Source organism: uncultured Desulfovibrio sp. (genome assembly GCF_944327235.1).
Taxonomy (GTDB): domain Bacteria; phylum Desulfobacterota; class Desulfovibrionia; order Desulfovibrionales; family Desulfovibrionaceae; genus Desulfovibrio.
The window spans coordinates 1-15,596 of record NZ_CALVHE010000013.1; the positions used below are offsets into that span (position 1 = coordinate 1).

The 15,596-nt window shown below is 63.8% G+C and carries 12 protein-coding genes; all 12 read left to right on the forward strand.

Annotated elements, in window-relative coordinates; all coding sequences use genetic code 11:
- Nucleotides 1-987 (forward strand): hypothetical protein (locus Q0K00_RS03490; RefSeq protein WP_297227404.1); only part of this gene is annotated, 987 nt, incomplete at its 5' end.
- Nucleotides 988-1,311: 324 nt separating this feature from the next.
- On the forward strand, nucleotides 1,312-2,844 hold the full coding sequence (gene tssA, locus Q0K00_RS03495) for a type VI secretion system protein TssA (RefSeq protein ID WP_297227405.1): 1,533 nt from the start codon (nucleotides 1,312-1,314) through the stop codon (nucleotides 2,842-2,844).
- Nucleotides 2,845-2,861: 17 nt separating this feature from the next.
- A complete protein-coding gene (gene tssB, locus Q0K00_RS03500) occupies nucleotides 2,862-3,461 on the forward strand; it encodes a type VI secretion system contractile sheath small subunit (RefSeq protein WP_297227406.1) in 600 nt (199 codons plus the stop codon).
- A 28-nt stretch (nucleotides 3,462-3,489) separates the two neighbouring features.
- Entirely contained in the window at nucleotides 3,490-4,965 is a 1,476-nt protein-coding gene (gene tssC, locus Q0K00_RS03505; RefSeq protein ID WP_297227407.1) for a type VI secretion system contractile sheath large subunit, read from the forward strand.
- A 2-nt stretch (nucleotides 4,966-4,967) separates the two neighbouring features.
- Nucleotides 4,968-5,360: a type VI secretion system baseplate subunit TssE gene (gene tssE, locus Q0K00_RS03510; protein WP_297227408.1), complete on the forward strand. Its 393-nt coding sequence runs from the start codon at nucleotides 4,968-4,970 to the stop codon at nucleotides 5,358-5,360.
- A complete protein-coding gene (gene tssF / locus Q0K00_RS03515) occupies nucleotides 5,357-7,117 on the forward strand; it encodes a type VI secretion system baseplate subunit TssF (protein ID WP_297227409.1) in 1,761 nt (586 codons plus the stop codon). The genes tssE and tssF overlap by 4 nt, the downstream gene beginning before the upstream one ends.
- The gene (gene tssG, locus Q0K00_RS03520) at nucleotides 7,114-8,139 is read left to right on the forward strand and encodes a type VI secretion system baseplate subunit TssG (RefSeq protein ID WP_297227410.1); all 1,026 of its coding nucleotides are present in this window, start codon (nucleotides 7,114-7,116) and stop codon (nucleotides 8,137-8,139) included. Before tssF ends, tssG begins: the two co-directional genes overlap by 4 nt.
- Nucleotides 8,136-10,772, forward strand: a complete 2,637-nt coding sequence (gene tssH, locus Q0K00_RS03525; protein ID WP_297227411.1) for a type VI secretion system ATPase TssH — start codon at nucleotides 8,136-8,138, stop codon at nucleotides 10,770-10,772. Before tssG ends, tssH begins: the two co-directional genes overlap by 4 nt.
- Nucleotides 10,769-12,250 (forward strand): sigma 54-interacting transcriptional regulator, encoded by a 1,482-nt coding sequence (locus Q0K00_RS03530; protein WP_297227412.1) that lies wholly within the window; start codon nucleotides 10,769-10,771, stop codon nucleotides 12,248-12,250. The genes tssH and Q0K00_RS03530 overlap by 4 nt, the downstream gene beginning before the upstream one ends.
- A 33-nt stretch (nucleotides 12,251-12,283) precedes the next feature.
- Entirely contained in the window at nucleotides 12,284-13,588 is a 1,305-nt protein-coding gene (tagH, locus tag Q0K00_RS03535) for a type VI secretion system-associated FHA domain protein TagH (protein ID WP_297227413.1), read from the forward strand.
- Entirely contained in the window at nucleotides 13,585-14,244 is a 660-nt protein-coding gene (gene tssJ / locus Q0K00_RS03540) for a type VI secretion system lipoprotein TssJ (protein WP_297227414.1), read from the forward strand. Before tagH ends, tssJ begins: the two co-directional genes overlap by 4 nt.
- Before the next feature lie 18 nt (nucleotides 14,245-14,262).
- Nucleotides 14,263-15,594, forward strand: a complete 1,332-nt coding sequence (tssK, locus tag Q0K00_RS03545) for a type VI secretion system baseplate subunit TssK (protein WP_297227416.1) — start codon at nucleotides 14,263-14,265, stop codon at nucleotides 15,592-15,594.
- Nucleotides 15,595-15,596: the final 2 nt, after the last annotated feature.

The window sequence follows — 15,596 nt, forward strand, 5'->3', positions numbered from 1 at the left end:
GTTCTCTATCGGGAGAGCGATGCACAAGGAGCGGCGGCCCTGCGTGAGCAGGCCCTGAACGGCGATATGGATGCCCTTTTTGCACTGGCCGCGCTGAGCCGGCTGGCCGAAGCGGAAAAGCGCCCTCCTATCTTCGGTGCGCCCGCCGCTTTCTGGGAGGACTGGGCCGTGCGTATGCTGGGCGACAAGGAAGCCTGGTTCCGCATCGGCGCGGCCCTGTTTGAATGCGGCAGGACGAATGGCCTCCCCAAAACGACGCTGCAGCAGATGGCGACGGATGCTCTGCGCAAAGCGGCCAAGCTCGGGCATCCTGAAGCCATGTTTGCTCTGGCGTTTCTTTCACGCCCCTATCCGGACACGTCGTTTCAGATGCCGAAGGATCCCGGCTTCCCGATCTACCCATCCACAGCAACAGGTGAACCAGAAGATGATTCCGAGTTTTGGTATTGGGTGTGTGCGGGAGCCTTCTATGGCTCTGCACGAGCCAATTTTGCAGCCGGAATCCTGCATCTCAATCATGAAACCAAGGTCTATAACAGCCAAAAGGGCTTTGAAATGCTCTCAAAAAGTCTGCGTCTTGGGCTTGTACCTGCCGCAAAGGCACTGAAAAAAATTTGCACTTCCAATGAAAAAGTCAGTGTTCCACAATATGTCAGCTGCAAATCCAGCATATACTACGGAGACATTCAGGCAAAAATGCTCGATGACATAGCGGCTTTAATGTATAATAATGATTTGGCTACTCTCATGATGGAAGGCAAAAACAAATGTTTCCCAGAAGCCTGCCTGACCCGGAAAGAATACAAGGAAGCCATCCGCGAGGCGGAACAGGAATTTGAGCGCATCAAGGCCGACATGCTCGCCAGGAAGGAAGCCCACGACGCCCTGTACGCCAAGGCCAAACCGATGTTTGCGGAAATGCGCGACGCCTTTGCCGCGCAGGCAAAGGAAAAGACCGCTCCTGCCGAAAAGAAGACGGCAAACTGAGGCCATACATTCCGCCAGTCCCCACCGGCAGGCAGCCTTTACAGAGCGGGCGTACGCGGAAGCGTGCCCCGCTTTTGCTTTTTCCCGCTGATATCGCTTTTCCCACCGCGTTCGCCGTCTCTCTCCTCTTCTCGCAACCTCTCTCCGCGCCCGCTTTCTCTCCCATGATGTACGCGCTTCCGGGCCGTTTGGCGGCGGGCATCTCCCTGCCGGTCAAAACGGCTCTTGCCTTTTTTATCGTTTGACCTATCGCCCCTTGTCATTTTATAGATTTTCATATATTATAATTTAAATCAAAACGAACTGTATGCTTGTGGGGAGCGTATGCGCTGGTTTGAGGAGTGGAGAAAGGACTTGCCGGATGGGACTCGCTGCGGCAGCGAGGACCTCGTTTTCGATCCGGAATTTGAAGCCCTGCAAAACGAGGTCGGCAAGAACGACTCCCTCCAGCCGGATGCCTCCACGGACTGGGGCCTCGTCCTTGAGATGGCGACCGCCCTCCTCTCCGGGAGGACCAAGGATCTCCGGGTGTTCTGCTACGGCAGCCGCGCCGTCTATGAACAAAACGGGCTTTCCGGTCTGGCGGCCGCGCTGGAGATCGCCGTCCACTACCTGCAGACCTGCTGGGACGAGCTGTATCCTCCGGCGACTCGCGCCGCGCGACGGGCCGCACCCTTTCTGTGGCTGGCGTCAAAGCTTGAGATCCTGATGCCCGCCAAGGCCTTCCCCGTGGAAAAGCAGGAAGCGTACGACGCTTTCAGGCAAGCCTTGCAGGCCCTGCAGGACGAACTGGACGCCCACATGGGGGAGAATGCGCCCTCATTCCGCAACATCCTGCGCGCCATCCCCGTCAAGCGGGAAGCGCCGCCCGCCAAGCCCGCCGCCCCGGTCGTGCCCGCGCCCGCGCCCACGCTGCCCTCCGAGAGCGCCCGCGTCGTGAGCAATCTGGACGGGGACGGCCGCGTGCCCGACTCCATCCTGCCGCAGCTCCTCCGGGCCACCATCGAGCAGACCCAGCAGCTCGGTATGCACTACCTCAGTCTGGATATCCGGGACTGGCGCGTCTACCTGCTCCACCGGACGGCGCTGTGGACGACGGTCGTCCAGCTGCCGCCCGCCAATGGGGAGAAGGTCACACAGCTGCGCATGGTGCTGCCGCAGGACAAGGCCCTTGCCTACAGTTCGGCGGTGAACAGCAAACAATACGAGAGCGTCCTGCCGCAGCTGGAACGCACCATGAGCAAGGCCCCCTTCTGGTTCGACGGACACCACCTCGTGGTGCAGTGTCTCGAGGCGCTGGGCATCCATGACGCGCGGGACATCGTCTGCCAGATACTGCGCTGTTTCCTGCAACGCTACCCGGAGCTGCTCGGCTACAAGTTCCATGACGGTACGCCCTTCGCCTCTCCCGCCACGGTGCAATGGCTGGAGACCCTGCGCAACAAGATACCTACCGAGGAAGAAAAGAAGGTCTCCACGCAGCCCGCGGATGAAGAGCTGGCGCTGCGGGAGGATAGACTGCTCAGTCAGGCTGTCGCCATCGCGGAAGAACAGAATTTCGAGCGCGGCCTGGCCTCGCTCGGTCCCGGCGTTTCCGGCAAGAACCGGCAGGCCGTCCTGCACGGCATCCTGCTGGCGCGCTACTGCCTGCGCGCGGGCAGGCCCAGAGCGGGCAAGGAGCTGTTGCTCGAACTGTACACCCGTCTGGAGCAGTGGGACATGCTGGACTGGGAGCCGGAGCTCGGCGCGCGCATCCTCGCCCTGCTCATACAGAGCGGCGCGGACAAGGGCAAGGACGCCCTGCGCCGCCGTCTCTACTCTCTCCAGGCGGATACGGCGATCAAACTGTTTGAATAATCGACACGGAGGAATCAATGGCCAAAGAATCGTCTCTTGCTCCCAAGGAGCGGATCAACGTGACATTCCGTCCCGCCACCGGAGGCGCGCAGGAAGAGATAGAGCTGCCGCTCAAGGTCATGGTCGTGGGCGACTTCCTGCAGCGCTACGACAGCAGGCCGCTTATCGACAGAAAGCCCGTAAGCGTCAACAAGAACAATTTCGCGGACGTGATGGCCAAGCAGAACCTGACGGTACAGCTCTCGGTGCGCAACCGGCTGACGGACAGCGAGGATCCGGGCGATCTGCCGGTCAACCTCTCCTTCCAGAGCCTGCGCGACTTTGAGCCGGAAGGCGTCGCCCGCCAGATCCCCGAGATGAACAACCTGCTCAAGCTGCGGGACGCGCTGATCTCGCTCAAGGGGCCGCTCGGCAACGTGCCCGCGTTCCGCGCCGCGCTGGAGGAGGTCCTCCACGACGAGCGCCAGCGCCGCCAGATCATGGAGGAACTGAACATCTCCGACAAGGAACTGACGGATATCCTCACGTCCGCTCCCGGCAAGCCGTCCTCGCGGAAGCCCGCCCCCGACGCGCGGGCCGAGGACGGGGACGCCCCCTCCGACGATAACGACAAGTAGCGGATACCGCCGCCAAGGAGCATAGCGCATGAGTCAACTGCAAGAGCATACGGGGCAGTCCACCGGGTCTTCGCTGCTTGATTCCATCATCAGCCAGACCTCCCTGACCCCGGAGGATGAAGGATACGAGGCCGCACGGCTGGGCATCAGCGCCTTTATCGAGGAGATGCTGAAACCTGTCCACGCGGGGGAAAAGGTCCGCAAGGTCGCCGTGGACCAGATGATCGCGGAGATCGACCGGCGGCTGTCCGCCCAGATGGACGAAGTGCTGCACGACAAGGCGTTCCAGGAGATGGAATCCGCCTGGCGCGGCCTCAAGCTGCTGGTGGACCGCACGGATTTCCGGGAAAACATCACGGTGGAGATGCTCAACATCACCAAGGAAGAGCTCCTGGACGACTTCATCGACTCCCCGGAGATCTCCCAGTCCAGCCTCTACAAGCAGATATACACGGCGGAATACGGCCAGTTCGGCGGGCATCCCGTGGGGGCCATCATCGGCAATTACTACTTCACGCCCACCGCCATGGACATGCGCCTGCTCCAGAGCGTGGCCAGCGTGGCGACCATGGCTCATGCGCCCTTCATCGCGGCCGCCGCGCCCTCCTTCTTCGGCCTGACGGACGGTTCCTTCCAGCGGCTGCCCGTGCTCAAGGACCTGCAGGATATCTTCACCAGCCCCGCCTATACCAAGTGGAACGCCTTCCGCGAGTCGGAGGACTCCCGCTATGTGGGCCTGACCGTGCCCCGCTTCCTGCTCCGCCAGCCCTACGACCCGGAAGAGAACCCGGTCCGGGCCTTCGTCTACAAGGAGACCGTGGACGACAACCACGCCAATTTCCTGTGGGGCAATACGGCCTTTGCCTTCGCTTCCCGCCTCACCGACAGTTTCGCCAAATACCGCTGGTGCGCCAACATCATAGGCCCCCGGTCCGGCGGGGCCGTCGAGGATCTGCCCGTGCATCTCTACGAGAGCCTGGGCGACATCGAGATGAAGATCCCCACCGAGGTCCTTATCTCCGACCGTCGCGAATATGAGCTGGCCGAACAGGGCTTCATCGCCCTGACCATGCGCAAGGGCTCGGACAACGCGGCCTTCTTCTCCGCAAACTCCTGCCAGAAGCCGAAATACTTCGGCATCTCCGAAGAAGGCAGGAACGCCGAGCTCAATTACCGTCTGGGGACCCAGCTGCCGTATCTGTTCATCATCTCCCGGCTGGCGCACTACATCAAGGTCCTGCAGCGAGAGAACATCGGTTCGTGGAAGGAACGTTCGGATCTGGAAAGGGAACTGAACACCTGGATCAGACAGTATGTCGCTGACCAGGAGAACCCCAGCTCGGATACCCGCAGCCGCCGTCCGCTGCGTGATGCGCGGATCGTTGTCTCCGACGTGGAAGGGGATCCGGGCTGGTATCGCGTCTCCCTGAGCGTGCGCCCGCACTTCAAGTACATGGGGGCCTATTTCACCCTTTCCCTCGTGGGCAAGCTGGAGAAGGAATAGCCATGTCGGGGAGCCTGTTTGAAAAGCTGACCCAGGGACGGTCCGCCATGACCATGAGCGAGGATGAATCCATCCGCCATAACCTGTCCCGCGTGCTCGGGACACGGCAGGGCGCCGTCCAGGCTCTGCCCGATTACGGGCTCCCCGACCTCAACGATCTGACCCTGTCGCGCAGCGAGCTGCAAAGTATGCTGAGTTCGGCCATAGAACGGCAGATCATCCTCTACGAGCCGAGGCTCCGCGATCCGCAGGTCGCCAGCCTGCCCATGCGCGAAGATTCGCCCTTCACGCTCCTTTTCTCCATACAGGCGGAAAAGGTGCGGCATGACGGTCGTCTGGACCCCTGGACATGGACCGTGTCCGTGGATGAGGGCAAATACCGGAGCAGGGCATGAGCATCAACCGCTACTACGAAAAGGAGCTGATCGCCCTGCGGGTCCTGGGACGGGAATTTGCGGAGAACAATCCCTCCCTTGCGCCCTTTTTCAATACGCCCGGCAAGGACCCGGACGTGGAGCGCATCCTCGAAGGCGTCGCCTTCCTTACCGGACGCCTGCGGGAAAAGCTGGACGACGAACTGCCGGAGATCACCCACGCCCTGTTCAATCTGCTCTGGCCCAACTATCTGCGCCCGCTGCCCGCCTGCAGCGTCATCCAGTTCACGCCGCCCAAGGGCCTCACCAAGAGCGCCTTCATCCCCAGGGCCTCCATGGTGCAGTCGGAACCTGTGGCGGGCACGCCGTGCACCTTCCAGACCGCCTACGATACGGAGGTCCTGCCGCTGGAACTGGCGGAACTCTCCTTCGCCACCCGGGACGGGGAAGCCGTCATGGTGCTGCGCTTCCGCTGCGAGGAGGCCACCCTCGACCAGATAGCCCCGCGCCACCTCCGTCTCTTCCTGACGGGGGAGACCACCATCGTCCATACGCTCTACTATCTCCTGCTCCGCAAGCTCCGCCGCCTGCGTGTCCATGCCGCCGACGCGGCGCGGAAGGACGTTCGCCTCGCGGAACTGGACTCGGCGGTGCGGCCGGTCGGCTTCGGGCATGACGAATTCGTCTACCCCTATCCGCCGAACTCCTTTGCCGGTTACCGCATCCTCCAGGAATACTTCTGCTTCCCGGAAAAATTCCATTTTCTCGACATCGACCTCGGGGACAGCTTCGACAAGGAACGCCTGAGCCAGGTCGAAGGCTGCCGGGAGTTCTCCCTCCACTGCGTGCTGGAAGAGCTCCCCCCGAACTTCGAGTCCTATTCAAAGGACAACATCCGCCTGTTCTGCACCCCCGTGGTCAATCTCTTCCCCCGCTCCGCCTCGCCGCTGACCTGGGACCACCGCCAGACGGAATACCGCATCATGCCCGACCCCCGGTATCCCTATCACTACGCCGTCCACAGCGTCACCCATGTCGAGAGCTGGGACACGGCGGGCAAGCAGCACAGGGAATACCAGCCCTTTGAGTCCTTCGAGCATAAACGGGGCGGCGGCATGGCGGCCTACTACCGGCTGCGCGTCCAGCCTTCGGCCACGGACGAGAGCGTGGATACCTACATCTCCCTCGTCGCGGAGGACGACGGGGAACTGCCGCAGAGCGCCACCATATCCATGGACCTCATGTGCACCAACCGTATGCTGCCCCTGCAGCTGGGCGTGGGCGACATCTGCCGTTCCACGGATACCGGCGACACCGCCATACCCTTCCGGAACATCATCCCCGTGACGCCTCCTTTCGCTCCGCCTCTGGAAGGCGACACCCTGTGGCGGCTCCTGTCCAACATGTCGCTCAACTATCTGCCGCTCACCAACGTCAACGCGCTGCGCGGCATCGTGGCGACCTACGATTTCCGCGCCCTGCACGACAGTCGGCGGGCGCGCGTACAGGAAAGGATACTGGACGGCATGACCGCCATCCGCCTGAAGGAGACGGACCGCATCCACGAGGGGCTCCCCCTGCGCGGAGCGGTGACGGAACTGACGCTCCGCCAGCGCAGCTTCTCCTGCGAGGGCGACATGTTCCTCTTTGCCTCGGCACTCAACGAATTCCTGGCGCTGTACGCCACGGTGAACAGCTTCCATCAGCTCATCGTGCGCGAGGAAAAAAGCGGAGAACGGTACATATGGCCGCCTCGACTGGGCAAACAGACGCTATGATGACGCCGACGGTCCACCGCTCCGCTCCGTCGCGGAAGCAAAAGACCGCCGTCTACAGCAGGCTCGAAGAGTCTCCGGGCAGCTTCGCCTTCGCGCAGGCCGTCAACATCGTCCGCCGCTATCTGGCCGGGCAGGGCGTGAGCGCGCCGGAAAAGGCCTTGCGCTTCCGCGTCAATCCCAACCTGTCCTTCCCCCCCGGCGACATGGAGAGCCTGACTTTCAGCGGCGAGGGAGAAAGGACGCGGGCGCTGCTGGTGCTCAATCTCATGGGCCTGCATGGCGCCGGCTCGCCGCTGCCGGTCTACTTCACAGAGCATGTGGCCCAGCATCAGGACGACCCCGACGCGCTGCGGGATTTTTTCGATCTCTTCAATCATGAATTCGTGGACATCCTCTACGGGGCATGGCGGAAGTACCGCTACTATCTGCAATATCGGGAAGGCGCGGAGGATGCGCTTTCCCGCCGCTTCCTCGGCTTCATCGGCATGGGTTACGAGCAGCTCCGCGAGAACGAGGGGCTGAACTGGTCCCGGCTGCTGGCCTACATGGGGCTCATCGCCTTCAAAAGCGACGCGGCCGGCTCGCTGGAAAGCATCCTGCGGCACTATTTCGCCCATGCGGCGGTGCATGTCGTGCAATGCATACGCCGCATCGTGGACATCCCCGAGGACCAGCTCTGCCGTCTCGGCGTCGCCAACTGCCATCTGGAAAGGGACTGCCTCATCGGTGAGCACGTCCCGGACCAGACGGGCAAATTCCGCATCCTCCTCGCTGACCTGTCATGGCGGCGGTTCAATGCCTTTTTGCCCGACCAGACCATCTTTGTCGAACTGGCCATGCTGGTGAAAATGGTGCTTCGCTCCCGGCTCCAGTTCGACGTCGAACTGCGCCTGCGTCCGGAAGAGATACGCCCGCTCGTCATCGGTGACGCCTCGGAGACCAAGCTCGGCTGGTCCACCTGGCTGGGAGACGGCGGAGAGGGCGTGGTCATCCTGGAACCGGGACATCAGGAGTGCGTATGATGAATATGAACCTTACCGCGTTGATCGCGGCCCTCGACACCACCTGCCGGGACGCTCTGGAAGGCGCCGCCGCCATGTGCGTCAGCCGCGGCGGGCATGAGATCAGCATAGAGGATTATCTGGAAAAACTGCTCGAGACGCGGGAGATGCAGGATCTCGCCGTCCAGTTCTCCCTTTCGCTCGACGATCTGCGCGCCCTGCTCAACAGGCGTCCCCCGGAAAAAGCCGGACGCGCCGCTCCGGTCTTCTCGCCGCTGCTGGTGGAGTTCCTCCAGGAGGCCTATCTGCTGGCCAGTCTGGAACTGGGACGGGAGGAGGTCGGCGTCCTCACCCTCGTGCTGACGCTGCTGTCCAACCCCGCGCGCTACAGTGCCATGCGCTTTTTCCGGGAGCTGGGCAACATCTCCCCCGATGCCCTGAAACGTCTCATGACGGGCGCGGGCGAGACCGCCCGGCAGGACGCGCCCCGCCCCGCACGCGGCGAAAGCTTCCTGCAGAGATACGCCACGGATTTCACGGAGGAGGCGCGGCGGCGGCGCATCGATCCCGTCTTTGCCCGCGGGCCGCAGATCCGGCAGATGATCGACATCCTCACCCGGCGGCGCAAGAACAACCCCATCCTCGTGGGCGATCCCGGCGTGGGCAAGACCGCCGTGGTGGAAGGGCTGGCCCTGAAGATCGTGCAGGGCGACGTGCCGGACGCGCTGGCGGGGACGCGCCTTGTGGGGCTGGACATGGGACGCCTCCAGGCCGGCGCGTCCGTCAAGGGCGAATTCGAGAAGCGCCTCAAGGGCGTCATAGATGAGATCAAGTCCGCGGCCGTCCCCACCATCCTTTTCATCGACGAGGCGCATACCCTCATCGGTTCCGGCAATGCCGCGGGCAGCGGCGACGGGGCCAATCTGCTCAAACCGGCGCTGGCCCGGGGCGAGATGCGCACCATCGCCGCCACCACCTGGAGCGAGTACAAAAAATACTTCGAGAAGGACGCGGCGCTGGCCAGACGCTTCCAGCTCGTCCGTCTCGAACAGCCCTCGCGGGAAGAGACCGTCACCATCCTGCGCGGGCTCGCACCCAGCTATGAAGAGGCCCACCATGTCTATATCCGTGATGACGCCGTGCGCTGCATCGCGGAGCTGTCCACCCGCTACATCAGCGGACGGCAACAGCCGGACAAGGCGGTGGACGTGCTGGACACGGCCTGCGCCCGGGTCAGGGTCAGCCGGGGGGCCAAACCGGCCATACTGAGCGAACTGGAAGACGAGCTGACGAGCCTGCAACGGGAGATGGCCGCTCTGGAACGCGACCACAGCCACGGCGCGAGCCGGGAGAGCGCTGCGGAAAGCGCCGCCCGCCATGCCGCGTTGCAGGGGCGGACGGCGGAACTGCGCGACCGCATCGAGACCATCACCTCCCGCTGGGAACGGGAAAAGCGGCTGGTGGACGCCATCCTGGCCAAACGGCGCGAAGCGGCTCCCGCTGACGAGAGCGCGACGGCTTCCCGGGAGGAGGCGTCCCTCCCCGCGCCCGGGGACGGCCTGTCGCTGGAAGAACTGACCAGCCGCCTGCAGGAGGAACAGGGGGAGGATCCGCTGGTCTTCCACGAAGTAACGCCGCAGCTGGTGGCGGAGATCGTCTCCGAATGGACGGGCATCCCTCTGGGCAGGCTCACGGAAAATACGGCGAACAGGCTCTCCCACCTGAAAGAGCACCTGCACCGACGCATCCGGGGGCAGGACCATGCGCTGGAACGTCTGGAAAAGGCTGTCCTGGCCTCGCGCACCGGCCTGAACAATCCCGACGCGCCTACCGCCATCTTCCTGCTGGTCGGCCCTTCCGGCGTGGGCAAGACGGAGACCGCTCTGGCCATCGCTGACGAGCTCTATGGCGGCGAAGAGATGCTGATCAGCATCAACATGTCGGAATTCCAGGAAAAGCATACCACATCCCGCCTCATCGGCTCCCCGCCCGGCTACGTGGGCTACGGCGAAGGCGGCAGACTTACGGAGGCCGTACGCCGCCAGCCGTATTCCGTCGTCCTCTTTGACGAAGTGGAAAAGGCGCACCCTGATGTCATCAATCTTTTCTATCAGGTGTTCGACAAGGGCGTGCTTGCCGATGGCGAAGGCAGAGAGGTGGATTTCCGCAACACCATGCTCTTCCTCACCTCGAATCTGGGCAGCGACATCGTGGCGGCCCTGTGCGAGGACGAGACCCCGCCGGATCCGGCCACGCTGGAAGAGGCCCTGCGCCCCGCGCTGACGCAGTTTTTCCGGCCCGCCCTGCTCGGACGCATGACCATCGTGCCGTACATGTCGCTGCGGCCGGAGATCATGCGGGACCTCGTGGACATGAAGCTCTCCCGCATCGCCGGACGCCTCCTCGCCCAGCACCGCATACCGCTCCACTGGAGCGAAGAGGTCGTCTCGGCCATCGCGGCGAGCTGCACGGCGGTGGATACCGGCGCCCGCAACATCGACCACATCATCAACGCCTCTCTGCTGCCCAGGATCGCCTCCGTGCTGCTCGGCGGCATGGGGAACGCCGGACAGGCGCGGATCTCCGTCGGCCTCGACCCGGAGCGGGGCGTCTTCACCTGTTCGATGACTGACGCAGAGGGAGGGAGGGCATGACGCCTCCGCTCCTGCTCACGCTGTTCGAGCGTCTTCGGGCCAGAGCGGGGGACTGCGGCGGCATCTCCAGAGGACTGGCGGAGATCCTTTGCGAAACGGACGGCGCACTGGCCGTCGGCGTCTATCTCCGCGACTATGCCGGGGAGACCCTCTTCCTCGCCGGGCAGCACCCCGAACCGTCCTCCTCGCGTGAGGACGCTCCTCGCCTGCCCGCCGAGGACTGGGACGATCCGCTGTGCTACTGTCTGCACCGGGGCATCTCCGCCTCGTTTTCACGCATAGCCGAACTTCCCGAATCGGTGCGGCTCATCTCCGCCTCTTCCGACATCCGGTCGTATGCCGTCCACCCCATCCCCGGCCTCGACACCGGCGGCATGGGCTGCGTGCTCGCCCTTTACCGCGACCAGCCGCCGGGCCGACAGTCCGCCTGTCCGTACCTGTGCCTGTACGCCGGCGCTCTGCTCGAACTGGCGCGCGGCCACAAACAGAACGACTACGCCCTGCAGAGTCTGGAAAAGGAGATCAGACAGCTCAAACAGGACACCAGCCGACGGCAGGAGGCGGCCCTTGCCGGCGACAGCCCGGCCATCCACAGCCTGCGCGCCGCCATCTCCAGGGTGTCCAACTCCAATGCCCCCCTGCTCATCACGGGAGAGACCGGGACGGGGAAGAGCCTGCTGGCCCGCATGGTGCACATGGCGGGGGACCGCGGCGGCGGCCCCTTCCTGGAGATCAATTGCGGCGCGCTGACGGCCAGCCTGCTGGAGAGCGAACTTTTCGGGCACGTCAAGGGCGCGTTCAGCGGCGCCATCTCACATGCCAAGGGCCTGCTGCGCAGCGCGGACGGCGGCACGGTCTTTCTGGACGAGATCGGAGAGATGCCGCCCCAGCTCCAGGTAGCCCTCCTTCAAGTCCTGCAGGAGCACAAGGTGCGTCCCGTGGGCGGCGCCAGGTTCTACCCCGTCAACATGCGCATCATCGCCGCCACCAACCGCGATCTGGACGAGGCCATGCGCACGAAGCAATTCCGCCGGGACCTCTATCACCGGCTGGCCGTCCTCAAGATCCACATGCCTCCCCTCCGGGAGCGACGGGAGGACATCCCCGCGCTCTGTTCGCTTTTCCTCCAGCGCTGCTGCGAAAAGGCGGGCCGTCCTCCGCTGCGGTTCTCGCCCGAGGCGCACCTCCTGCTGCTGGGCTACGCCTATCCCGGCAATATCCGGGAGCTGGAATCCCTCATCGAACGGGCCGTCAACGACTCGCCCCCGGAGTGTACGGAACTTGGCGTCGAGACGCTGGCCTCCATCGCGGGAGGGACGCGCTGCCTCACGCTGGCGCATTTCAGGGAAACGCAGGAGAGATGGTTCATCCAGCAGGCGATGAAACTGTATGACGGAGACATGCAGGCCTGCTCCCATGCGCTCGCCGTCCATCCGCGGACGCTCCGCCGCCGCCTGACCTCCCTGCATATCGACTGATGGGCACGGCTCCAGGGCGCAAAGGAAAATCGTATGGAACTCATGCTTGAGATCATAAGTCGACAAAAATTTTCCCTCGATCAGACACGCGTACAGCATGTCTTCAGCGAGGTGGGAGGCTACATAGGCCGCGGCAAGGAATGCGAGTGGGTCCTCCCGGACAAGACGAAACAGGTCTCGCGCAGACATGCCCTCGTCAGCTTCGAGCATGGCGCATTCGTCATCGAGGACCTGAGCACCAACGGGATATACAATGCCCTGGGCAAGGAACGGCTCGAAAAAGGGAAAAAATACGCCATCGAACACGGGAGCGCCTACCGCATAGGCGAGTACAGCATCCAGGCGCGCCTGCTCCACACGCCGGACTCCTATCTCTCCGGTCAGGAGATGCAGGCGGAGGACATCATCCCCACCGGCGACGTTCTGGCGGACGACCCCCTCCTGGCGCTGGAACAGCAGGACGAGTTCACCGCGCGCAAGCGTCTCGGGCTCTATAACGATCTGCTGGGGGCCGCTCCCGTCAAGCCCTCCTTCCAGTCCGACCATACGGAGGCCCCGCTGAGCGCCATGCCTGACATCGTGCTGGTGCCGGAGGACTGGAACGAGGACCGCGACGAGCCGCCCTCCGCCCCGGCCCCCTCTTCGCCCGCTCCGGCGGAGACCGCTCCCGAGGACGCGGCCGCGACGCCGCCCCCGATCCCCGGCCCGCTCCCGGTCCGGGAGGATCCCCACCGCCCTTCCCCGGAAGTGGAACGCTTCTTCCAGGCGCTGGGCTTCGCCCACGCCCCGGACGCTCCGGCGGAGCGGGAACGGATCATGCTGCAGGCGGCCGAGCTGCTGACGGCCTCGGTGGACGGTATGCTCCAGGCTCTGCGCAACAGGGCCGACAGCAAGAACGAACTGCGCCTGCCCGTCACCACCATGACGCTGGCCAGCAACAATCCGCTGAAGTTCTCGCCTTCCGGCAAGGTGGCGCTGGACTATCTGCTGGCCCCTTCCCATGAGGGCTTCCTGCCTCCCGCCCGCGCCATGCAGGACGGCTTTGAGGATCTGCACAGCCACAGCATGGGGCTGATGGCCGGAGCGCGCGCCATCGCGCAGGCCATCCTGGCCCGCACAGGCCCCGACGCCATCGAAGCCAGACTGGAAGCAACAGGCCCGGTACGTTTCTTTCGTACGCGGCGGCTCTGGCGCGCCTACGCCAGACTGCACGCGGGCCTGCGTGAAGATACCAACAGTTTCGCGGCGTTTTTCCTGGACGCCTTTGCCCGCGCCTACGAGATGCAGGTGCGGACGCTGCATCCGGACGCCATCAACCGCCAAGGAGATCACAAATGACGTTTCGCGCACTTCTGTACCTGCTGGCGCTGTGCCTCGTCCCTCTGCTGGGCGCCTGCTCCTCTCCCCGCATCAGCATGGAGGTCGCCAGCCTGCCCAACGTCAATCCGGACAGTTCGGGCCGCCCGTCCCCCATCATCGTGAAGATGTATGAGATGCGAAGCGATCTGGCCTTCCGTCAGGGGGATTTCCAGACGCTTTTCATGGAGCCCATGAAGGTCCTGGGGGCGGAGCTCGTCGCCATGGACGAACTCCTCTTCGTGCCGGGCGAGGCCCGCGTCGTGGAATATTCCCCCATGCCCGAAACGCGCTATGTCGGCATACTGGCGGGCTTCCGGCAGATGGAACGGGCCAAGTGGCGGACGGTGCTCCCCGTGGACCCCGAAGCCAAGAACCCCATCCGCATCGAGCTCAACGACACCACCCTGACGGTCATCGATCAGGATGCGGAATGGTCGCCCGAAGAACGCATACGCACTTACGAGAAGCCCGGCGAAACGGCGGGCGGCGAAAAGACGCCCGAAGCCGCCCCCGCCCCCGCGCCCACATCCGCTCCCGCGCGATCTCCCGCGCCCGAGGAACAAAAGGCCCCTGAGGACCAGCCGGGACCGGCCGCCTCCGGGTATGTCCTGCCCAGATCCAGACAGATCAACTGACGCAAGGGAGGAGGCGACATGTTGACGGAACGTGTTGTATGGACGGAAGGCCTGCAGCTCTGCCCGGTGCACTTCCAGCAGCAGGACAGGTATGCCGAGTCCCAGATGTCGCAGCGGGGCCTGCTGCTGAGCCGCTACGGCTGGGGCTTCACGGAATTCGCCATCGACGAGCAGTATCTGAACCTGGGGAAGGTCGTCCTCAGCAAGGCGCAGGGGATCCTGCCCGACGGCAGCCTTTTCGAGATCGGGCACGGACAGGAAGGGCTCTCGCTGGATGTGGAGCCGGGGACCATGAACCGTCAGGTCGTGCTGGCGCTCCCCATCGCGCTGGAAGGCTCATCCGAGATCCGCGACGAAAGCAATCAGGGATTGTCCACGCGCTATGTCGCCCACCCTGTCATGGTCCGCTCCAACGTCGCGGCGGATACGCGCGAGCGCACCATACAGTGCGCGAGGCCGGACCTGAAACTGATGTTCGAGGACGACAGCAGCCGCAGCGGACACGTCATCCTGCCCGTGCTCCATATCGTGGAGTGCCGACCGGACAAGTCCATCCTCGTGGACAAGGATTTCACGCCGACATTCATGCATCTGGGGGCATCCTCGCTCCTTTCCGGCTATCTGCGCGAACTCATCGGCCTCATCAGCCACCGGGCCGATCAGCTCGCCCGCCGGATCAGCAGCGCCGGCAGCACAGGCTCCGCGGAGATCGCCGATTTCATGCTGCTCCAGTGCCTGAACAGGGCGGAACCGGTCTTCAAGCACCTCGACAAGACGCCCCATGTCACCCCGGAAGACTTCTACCGCGCCCTCCTCTCGCTGGTGGGCGAGCTCGCTTCCTATGTGGAGGCGGGCAAGCGGCCGGGGGATCTGCCCGACTACAACCACAAGGCCCAGTATTCCTGTTTCACCGATCTCATGGAGCTGGCGCGCTTCGCGCTCAGCATGGTGCTTGAACAGCACGCCATCGAACTGCCGCTGCAGCAGAGGAAGTACGGCATCACCGTCTCGCCCATCCATGACCGCAACCTGCTGGCCTCCGCCAGTTTCATCCTCGTGGCCTCGGCCGACATGGATCAGGAGTCGCTGCGCACCTCGCTCCCGCGCCAGCTGAAGATCGGGACGGTCGAGAATATCCGGAATCTGGTCAATCGGCAGCTGCCGGGGATCAAGATCTCCGCCCTGGCCGTCGCGCCGCGCCAGATCCCCTTCCATGCGGGCAAAAGCTACTTCCATCTGGAATTCACGTCCGAAGAACTCGCGCAGATGGAGCTCTCCGGAGGCTTCGCCTTTTATGTCTCAGGCACGTTCCCGGGACTCCAGCTGCAATTCTGGGCCATCAAGGAGTAACC